Origin of the sequence: Porphyromonas levii DSM 23370, assembly GCF_000379925.1 — a bacterium.
Taxonomy (GTDB): Bacteria; Bacteroidota; Bacteroidia; order Bacteroidales; family Porphyromonadaceae; genus Porphyromonas_A; species Porphyromonas_A levii.
In genome coordinates, this window is the sequence record NZ_KB904245.1 from 25,487 (window position 1) to 34,835 (window position 9,349).

The following is a 9,349-nucleotide window of genomic DNA, read 5'->3' on the forward strand; positions in this document are numbered from 1 at the left end:
TATTGTCCATTATGGGGCGCTCTAGAATAGCGGTAAGGATTTGGTAACTTTGTTGCCTGTAACTTCACACATATATTATACAGCTATGAATCCTTGGATGACAATTGGTCTACTAGTGATCTCAAATATCTTTATGACCTTCGCTTGGTACGGACACGTCAAGCTGGAGCAAATAAAAGTATTTACCAATGCCACACCTCTCTACCTCATCATATTACTGAGTTGGGGACTAGCGTTATTGGAATACGCTTTCCAGATCCCCGCCAATCGCTACGGCTTTGTGGGCAATGGCGGTGCTTTCTCACTGATGCAGCTCAAAGTGGTTCAGGAGGTTATCTCTATCACGGTGTTCACTATCTTCTCCGTGATCTTTTTTAGAGGCGAACCGCTGCAGTGGAACCATTTCGCGGCATTTGTCTGTCTGATACTGGCCGTCTACTTTGTCTTTAAGTAGTCCGCTCCGTGGCATATAGAGTACAGACTTGATAGGGGTGATGCGTACCACTATTATTCGTATATTTGGGGTATGAAAGGAATAAACATAATTTGGGGCGCAGTAATAGCGCTAATAGGGATAACGACAGCGGAGGCTGGCACTCCGCCAATGATGATGCGGGATAACCAAAAAGCGGATGCCGCTTGGGCTTATGCCGATAGTGCTATGCAGGGGATGAGCGACGAGCAGATGCTGGCTCAGCTGATTATGCCCATGATATGGCCAAAGGAGGATAGCAAATCTATCGCAGCTTGGGATAAACTTGTGGAGAAAGGGTTTGGCGGTGTGCTGTGGCAGAAAGGCGAACCTTCGGCTCAGCTTCGGCTGACCAATCGCATGCGAGAACGTGCCCAGCTACCGATGCTAGTGGCAATGGATGGCGAATGGGGGCTCTCCATGAGACTCTCAGGTACGATCTCATGGCCTAGGAACATGGTGGTGGGTGCTACGGATAACCTGCTGACCATCTTTGAATACGGCAGGGCGACAGCCGAAGAGGCGCGTAGGATGGGTATCCATGTCAATTTTGCACCTGTGGCAGATGTCAATAATAATCCTGCTAATCCTGTCATAGGCACCCGCAGTTTTGGTTCCGACCCTACGAGAGTGGCACGCCAAGTGATGGCGTATGCCCAAGGGCTGGAGAGCCAAGGCGTATTATCGGTGGCGAAGCACTTCCCAGGGCATGGCGATACCAACGTAGACTCCCACAAAGCAGTACCCACCATTAATCACAACCGCTCTAGGCTAGAGCAGGTGGAGCTACTGCCATTTCAGCAATATATCAATAGTGGGCTGGGGGGCATGATGACGGGGCACCTCTCGGTGCCTGCGCTGGACAGCAGCAAACAAGTGGCAAGTGCGAGCCGCTTGATTACCACCGGGCTTTTGCAAGAAGAGCTAGGCTTCGAGGGAATCATCTTTACCGATGGGCTTGCCATGCAGGGGGCCATCGACGCCACTAGTGGCAAGTCCTTGGCTGTAGAGGTATTCAATGCCGGCAATGATATACTCCTAGCTCCTGCCGACCCTTATCGTACCTTGGCAGACCTTAGGCAAGCCCTCAAGGGCAAGAAGATAGAGCGCTCCGAGGTGGTGCGAAAGTGCCGTAAGGTACTCGCTTGGAAGTATCTATTGGGAGCCAATGACCACAGCCCCATCTCGGCAACCAACCTATTGGCAGACCTCAATAACGGCAAGAGCAAAGCGCTACTCGAGACTATTTATGAGGAGAGCATGACCCTCCTAAAGAATAACGGCAACACCCTACCCCTAGGCACCAGAGGTTCGCTTGCACTGCTCCGCTATGGCAATAATGGTACAGGTACTCTATTCTCCGAGCTACAGAGCAAACACGGCGTAAAGGCTTACGACCTTAGCCTTAGTGCTGGAGCAGGAGTACGCAATACCACCTATAAAAACCTTAGGAGTGCCGACCATATTGTGGTGGCAATCACTTCGGACAAGGCAAGACCCGATGCAGGGCTGGTACAATTGGCTCGGGACAAAGAGGTAACCCTAGTCTTTATGACCTCGGCTTATACAGCATTGCACTTCAAGGAGGTGATCGCTTTTGCCAAGGCGGTAGCTATCGGCTACGATGCTAAGGACCCTGCACAGCGTGCTATGGGGAAAGCGCTCAATGGGGTACTACCATTTAGAGGCACCTTGCCTGTAGACCTACCCCCTATATATAAAGTGGGTGCTGGCATTGTTACAGAACCGGCTGTGCTTACGTTTGCTAAGCCAGAGGAGGTAGGGCTGAGTAGCATGATTCTCTCAGGCATAGACAAGATAGCAGAGGAGGGGCTCGCCAAGGGGGCTTACCCTGGCTGCCAAATCCTCGTAGCAAAGGGCGGCAAGGTAGTCTATAGCAAAGCCTTTGGGTATAAGGATGCTCGGAAACAAGAGCCCAATACCACGGCAACACTCTACGACTTGGCCAGTATCACGAAAGCGGCAGTGACCACACCGCTTATCATGATAGCCGAGGATGAGGGTCTACTGAGGACAACCGACAGAATAGGTACCCACTTGAACTATCTCAAGGGGAGTGACAAGGAGGAGGTTCGTATTTCAGACCTCCTTCATCATATAGCCGGTATGCCAGCGGTCATCAACTTCTACCTCTCGCTGATAGACGAGCAGAGCTACGCCTCGCCCCTGATTACATACTCAAGGAAGGAGGGATTCCCGATTCAGATAGCGCGCAAAGCTTGGGCTCGTAGGGGGTGGCGCTTCCTCCCCACGCTAGTACAGGAAACGAAGAGCGACCAGTTCCCCATCCGTATGGCGGAAGGGCTTTTCCTCAGTACCTCAGTGCGGGAGATGATGAGGGGGGAGATACGTGATGCCAACCGCCGAAAAGGTGGCTATAGGTATAGCGATATCGACTTCCTCTTGCTCCAAGACATTCTAGAGGCGAAGTATCAGAAGCCTTTGGATCAGCTATTTTACGAGAAGATAAGTCGCCCACTAGGTGAAGGGCGAATTACCTTCAACCCTCTAGAGCGTTTCGCTCCCGAGGAGATTGCCGAGGGGCAGAAAGACGACTTCCTCCGGCGTCAGACCCTTCGTGGTGATGTAGACGACGAGGCTGCGGCTATGCTCGGTGGCGTGTCGGGTAATGCTGGGCTTTTTAGTAATGCCGAATCGCTATTCCCCGTGGTACAGACCCTACTCGATGGTACTTATGGAAACAAAAGAGTGATGAAGACGCCCACGGTGAAGATGTTTACCAGCGCAAGACACAGCGCATCGCCATATGCTCTGGGGTTCGACAGACATAGAGGCAGAGGCAAGGTGGGGAATGTAGCAGATATTGCACCCCTGAGTACCTTCGGGCACACAGGCTTTACGGGCACTTGCTTCTGGGTAGATCCGGAGCATGAGATCGTCTATATCTTCCTCTCCAATAGGACGGCACCCACCCGTTGGAATACCAAACTCTCTCAGCTGGATATTCGTACCCGCATCCAAGAGACCATTTACAAGGCTCTACAGTAGGGAGCCGGTAGCCATAATAGACCAAGGAGCGACCTCCGTGCGCTGTCAAGTGTGACACTTTTGTCAGACTTAGGCAGGTGGCACGGAGGTTGCTCTTATTGTAACAGAAATAACAACATATATATTAGAATAGAACATGGGAAAGATAATTGGTATAGACTTGGGTACAACGAACTCTGTTGTAGCTGTACTTGAGGGTAACGAACCGGTGGTAATCACCAATAGCGAGGGCAAGCGCACTACTCCTAGTGTGGTAGCCTTTGTACAGGATGGCGAGCGTAAGGTGGGTGATCCTGCAAAGCGCCAAGCCATCACTAATCCAGAGCACACTGTGTACTCTATAAAGAGATTTATGGGCGAGCGCTTCTCTCACGTGGCTGAGGAGGCACACCGTCTACCTTACAAGCTAGTAGCAGGCGAGAATGATACGCCTCGTGTAGATATCGACGGAAGGCTCTACACCCCTCAGGAGATCTCGGCAATGACGCTTCAGAAGATGAAGAAGACAGCTGAGGACTACCTAGGTACTGAGGTAACCGACGCAGTTATCACCGTACCAGCTTACTTTAGCGATGCTCAGAGGCAGGCAACTAAGGAGGCAGGTGAGATTGCTGGGCTCAAGGTGCTACGTATTGTGAATGAGCCTACGGCTGCTGCCCTTGCTTATGGTTTGGACAAGAGCAATAAGGATATGAAGATTGCGGTATTCGACCTCGGCGGTGGTACTTTCGATATCTCTATCCTTGAGCTGGGCGATGGCGTATTTGAGGTACTCTCAACCAACGGTGATACCCACCTCGGTGGTGACGACTTCGACCACGTGATTATCGACTGGCTGGCAGAGGAGTTTAAGAACGATGAGGGACTTGACCTCCGTAAGGATCCTATGGCACTACAGCGCCTAAAGGAAGCTGCTGAGAAGGCAAAGATTGAGCTCTCTAGCTCTACCAGCACAGAGATCAACCTACCTTATATCATGCCGGTAGACGGAGTGCCAAAGCACTTGGTACGCACACTGAGCCGCGCTAAGTTCGAGCAGCTAAGCGATAAGTATATCAATGCTTGCCGTATCCCTGTAGAGCAGGCGCTCAAGGATGCTGGTCTGTCTGCTTCGGATATCGATGAGGTAATCCTCGTAGGTGGTTCTACTCGTATCCCTGCAGTACAGGAGTTGGTAGCTAAGATATTTGGCAAGGAGCCTTCAAAGGGTGTAAACCCAGATGAGGTAGTGGCTCTAGGTGCAGCTATCCAAGGTGGTGTGCTGAGTGGCGATGTAAAGGATGTGCTGCTGCTGGATGTAACTCCGCTCTCTCTTGGTATCGAGACTATGGGCGGCGTGATGACGAAGCTCATCGATGCAAATACCACAATCCCAACCAAGAAGTCACAGACCTTTACCACGGCCACAGATAACCAGCCAAGCGTAGAGATACATGTACTTCAGGGTGAGCGCCCAATGGCGAAGGACAATAAGAGCCTCGGGAAGTTTAACCTCGACGGTATTCCACCAGCCCAGCGCGGTGTGCCACAGATTGAGGTGACTTTCGATATCGATGCCAATGGTATTGTAAACGTTTCGGCTAAGGATAAGGGCACAGGCAAGGAGCAGAAGATCCGTATCGAGGCTTCGAGTGGTCTATCGGACGCTGATATCGAGCGTATGAAGGCGGAGGCACAGGCCAATGCTGAGAGCGATAAGAAGGAGCGCGAGCGTGTGGATAAGATCAATGAAGCCGATAGCGTTATCTTCCAGACCGAGAAGCAGCTCGCTGAGCTTGGCGACAAGTTGCCAGCAGATAAGAAGGGTCAGATTGAGGAAGCACTCAATAAGCTAAAGGATGCCCACAAGGCACAGGATGTAGCGCTTATTGATACTGCACTCAATGGTCTGAATAGCCTAATGCAGCAGATGAGTGCCGAGATGTATGCCCAGACGGGTGGCGATGCAGGACAAGCTGGTCCAGACATGAGCGGTACTAACAATAGCCAAAGCCAAAGCAATAATGGCAATGACGATGTTACCGATGCCGACTTCGAGGAAGTGAAGTAAGGTATAGCACAATAGATAGGAAGGTCTCCTAGAGGTACTACCTCTGGGAGACCTTCCACTTTTGAGGTGCTGCCCTCGTTTTGGATCCCAGCACCTGAAAATGGATTTTGTCACCTCTATGTGTGAGTCTTGAAACTGGTAATTTAATTTGCATGGGTGGAAAAACATTTGTATATTTACATTGTGAGAGTTCTCTAAATTTATAACTTAAAGTTTACTAAATTATGAGACATGGAAAATTAAGTGATAGCGAGATGATGAATCTTTATAATGGTGTTTCTGCTGAAGAGTACTGCCGTGATTTGCGTGATTTAATGGCTGGTGATTATGCCGAAAATGAATGGGACTGATGAGCAATGGAGAAATGCAGAACGTGCATATCAAAGGCATTGTAACCACTAAATTGAATGGCATAGGGGGGTCCTAAGAAACTCCCTATGCGAATTTGTGAGAATACAGATAAAGAAGTCAGGTCTTTAATTAATAAAATTAGGTGTGTTTGGCAAGAACAGCACACATATGTCAACTTAGTATGAAAAGGTTATTGATATTAGTATTTTTCAGCTTGTTCTGTCTAAATTCATTCGCTCAAAAGCTACAAATGGTCGTTCAGTATGACTTAAAGAAGGTTTTGAGTATCTCTAGGGGTGACTATTGGAAGCCACAGACTTTCTTTCTTGAGATAGGACAAGATAGTGTGCAGTTTTTTAGCATGAAGAGCTGGAGTCATAGATATAACAGCACGAACCTAGAGTATAAGGCTAAAAGAGATCAGATGTTTCAACTAGCTTTTGAGAAAATGACCTCTGGACAATCTAGACCTGGAGAATTTGCACAAAGCTTTCCAACAATGGGAGAATATCAAGTAATAACTTACTATCTTAATAACCCATCATTACTCAAGGTATATGATAGGTTGGGTTCTGAATATTTTCAGTATCCTGATTCGGTGAGGTTAGACTGGGAGATAGGCGAGGACATGAAAATAATACTTGATTATGAGTGCTTCAAAGCGACTACTCAATTTCGTGGTCGTCAGTGGATTGCTTGGTTTACACCCGAAGTTCCAGTTCCTCTTGGTCCTTGGAAGTTGAATGGATTACCTGGTCTTATATTGCAAGCTTATGATGCTGAACGGCATTATATTTATGAAGCTAAAGGTCTAGAACAAGGAGGTGAATTTCACGACACCTCCATCTACTATAAAGCACCTATTATGGAGACCACCTTTGAAAAACTCACTAAAAGTGAGGCTAGATTCAATGAAGCAGGAGGTTTTATTGGTCTTTCAATAGGAACACCATCTAATAGCAACAGCTCAAGCCAAGATGACGTGGAAGACTTTCCTAAACCCCGCGAAATCCTTCAGTGATGCACATACAGTTGCTTAAAATATCTAGGGTATTAGATTGGCAAAAATCCAGGGAAAATATACGTTGTCGAAAAATGGGGAGTACTATACGGTCTGGTATATTAGATCTTGAGCCATAAATAGTAAGTTTTCTCTTCTTGAGTTTATGCCTGCATTGCTCGTAAAGCTCCCCTCCTTGTCGCTTGTCCTCTCTAACCCACTTGTATATTGTTTCATGAGAAAGAGCTATCTTTTTCTCCCTCTTAAGCCACCCAGGAACCTGCATAGGGAACCATTGTTCTTCAGATAATCTTCTGATAGCCAATCTCTTTATCCATTCTGGTGTTTTCTTGTTTCTTGCCGATCGAGCGATGTTCTCATTAGCTAAAACCTGTGCATAAACGTGGTTGTAACGCCCCGTCTTAGTCTCATTCCTTTTAAGTTCACGACATACCGTAGAAGGAGACACATTAATGAGCTCTGCAATCTCTTTCTGTTTCATACCCTTTTTTGTAGCATTGGGAGATTGTGTACCTTTACTCAGGGGTTAGGTGTTTGTATTTCATAACTACCAACAAATTTATCTAATCCTGGGGAGATTTCGGTCTCCCCTTTTTATTCTTTGTCGGTACCTAAATCGACCACGCACCATCGTTTGCTGCTAAGCTCCCTAGCGGCCGCCTTCCCTTTGGGGGAGGGAGCGGCCGAGACAACACCTGCTATGCAACCATAAAAATTGCACTTCGATGTTGAATTTAGAATTAAGTAAATTGCACTTGGTGCTTGAACCTATGCTTAAAAACATAGGATGATTATTTTGATATTTGTTTAATTTTAACTACCTTGCATTCGGGAATAGTCCCATTAACATTTTAACACTTATATTATTGCTATGAACAGAGAGACATTAACAACATCTGAAATGATGAACATCTCAGGAGGAGTTTCAAGGGAAGAGTATTGCAAAACTCTTATGAAGATTGTAATGGAAAACGATCTTGATGATGGAGCGATGGAAGGAGCAAGGCATGGCTATGAGAAATTCAATTGTGCTGAGTTTCTCTAATCACTAAAGTTTTAGTCACTAAGAAGTTCAGAGATTAAACTCTGCAACTTCGTTTTAATTGAATGGGGATATCTGTTTTTGAATAACAAGTTATGATTGGTCATAAATATGATATAAAGACCTCATTATAATTCAGAGAAAACAAGATGATAAAAAAAGTATTCTTTGCACTTATGATTTGCTTGAGTATTGTGAATTTATTTGCACAAGAAGGTCATAAATCAATTGGGAAGAGTCAGTATGTAGTAACTTACAAGTTGATATATCAGACAGACACTATCAAAGGCACTACAAAAGATGATCGCTTTATGCTTCAGATTTCCGATAATGAAATGTCAAGATGGGTGAGCGAATATAGTTATCGTATGGATTCTATTTATGCACTTCCCAACGGGAAAAATATTTGGGTAGGGGAGATAGAGTCGGCTTTTGCTAAGAATGGACGACCAGAGGGGAAACGTTCTAAGGAGTATATTTATAAGAATTATCCAGAGACCGGAGATGTGACTGTGACAGATGCTGTGGCTATGCAATGGTATGTCTATAATGATGTTTTACACCCACAGGTGTGGGAGATTCGGGACTCACTTCGGATAATACATGGCTATGAGTGTCATCTTGCAACAGCTGATTTTAGGGGTCGTCGGTGGTACGCATGGTTCACCCCTGAGATCCCAATAGACAATGGACCTTGGAAGTTAGGTGGACTACCTGGGTTTATCTTAGAAGCATACGATCAAAATAAACATTATTACTACACTTTACTTGGCTTTGAGGAAAAAGAAATGAATATGTATTATGCTTTGCCTATCGACCTCTTTGACAAGACGGTTGGAGCTATAGAAAAGACTGATAGAATAAAACTATTACGATCAAAGGCCACAGAAGGCCTCAAAGTTTCTATGCAATTGAGATCTATGGGAATACAAGTAAATGAAAGTCAGCCTAAACCTTACGACTTAAAAGAGAGGGATTATAGATAATGATATGAGTAGGACCATTATTGGTTTGGGCAGTATTGTCGCTGCTAGACTTAGTGGTCTATCTGTGAAGTAGTTTTCGATAGTAACAAACTTTACAGATAATTATAATACTCCCCAAAAACTAGACAACTCAAAAAGTGGTAGATTTGAGAGTTGAGATGGAATTAATTGTCATTTTCCGATGAAAAGAAGAAAAATAGAAGTTTATGGGACGAAGAAGTAAATACAGTTCAAGCTTTAAGGCACAAGTTGCTTTAGCCGGCTTGAGGGGCGATGAGACGATCCAGAGTTTAGCGAAGCGATACGAAGTGAGCCCGAGCAAGATTACAGAATGGATGCGAGAACTTGAGGAGAAAGCAGCACAGGCTTTTGAAAAGCCTTCTGATAGCACCAAAGA

Annotated in this window: 9 protein-coding genes; 8 read left to right on the forward strand and 1 reads right to left on the reverse strand. The window is 46.2% G+C overall.

The window, feature by feature from the left end:
• Positions 1–85 precede the first annotated feature (85 nt).
• The 5 genes from A3GG_RS0104410 (at position 86) to A3GG_RS12805 (ending at position 6,924) form a co-directional block, all read left to right on the forward strand.
• The gene (locus A3GG_RS0104410) at positions 86–454 is read left to right on the forward strand and encodes a DMT family protein (protein WP_018358112.1); all 369 of its coding nucleotides are present in this window, start codon (positions 86–88) and stop codon (positions 452–454) included.
• Positions 455–526: 72 nt separating this feature from the next.
• Positions 527–3,502, forward strand: coding sequence for a serine hydrolase domain-containing protein (locus tag A3GG_RS0104415; RefSeq protein ID WP_026215617.1), 2,976 nt, complete (start codon positions 527–529; stop codon positions 3,500–3,502).
• Between the two features lie 136 nt (positions 3,503–3,638).
• On the forward strand, positions 3,639–5,552 hold the full coding sequence (dnaK, locus tag A3GG_RS0104420) for a molecular chaperone DnaK (protein ID WP_018358114.1): 1,914 nt from the start codon (positions 3,639–3,641) through the stop codon (positions 5,550–5,552).
• Between the two features lie 224 nt (positions 5,553–5,776).
• Positions 5,777–5,902 carry a hypothetical protein gene (locus A3GG_RS13960; protein WP_018358115.1) on the forward strand — a complete coding sequence of 42 codons (126 nt, stop codon included), beginning with the start codon at positions 5,777–5,779 and terminating at the stop codon, positions 5,900–5,902.
• A gap of 182 nt (positions 5,903–6,084) precedes the next feature.
• A complete protein-coding gene (locus A3GG_RS12805) occupies positions 6,085–6,924 on the forward strand; it encodes a GLPGLI family protein (RefSeq protein ID WP_018358116.1) in 840 nt (279 codons plus the stop codon).
• Here A3GG_RS12805 and A3GG_RS12620 read toward each other — a convergent pair.
• Entirely contained in the window at positions 6,899–7,405 is a 507-nt protein-coding gene (locus A3GG_RS12620) for a helix-turn-helix domain containing protein (protein WP_018358117.1), read from the reverse strand. The two genes, A3GG_RS12805 and A3GG_RS12620, sit on opposite strands and share 26 nt — an antisense overlap.
• Before the next feature lie 390 nt (positions 7,406–7,795).
• Between A3GG_RS12620 and A3GG_RS13360 the strand changes: the two genes are divergently transcribed.
• The 3 genes from A3GG_RS13360 to A3GG_RS0104445 form a co-directional block, all read left to right on the forward strand.
• A complete protein-coding gene (locus A3GG_RS13360; protein WP_018358118.1) occupies positions 7,796–7,969 on the forward strand; it encodes a hypothetical protein in 174 nt (57 codons plus the stop codon).
• 146 nt (positions 7,970–8,115) lie between these two features.
• Entirely contained in the window at positions 8,116–8,952 is an 837-nt protein-coding gene (locus tag A3GG_RS12810) for a GLPGLI family protein (RefSeq protein WP_018358119.1), read from the forward strand.
• Between the two features lie 206 nt (positions 8,953–9,158).
• The coding region (locus tag A3GG_RS0104445) for a transposase (RefSeq protein ID WP_018358120.1) at positions 9,159–9,349 on the forward strand (191 nt) is incomplete at its 3' end.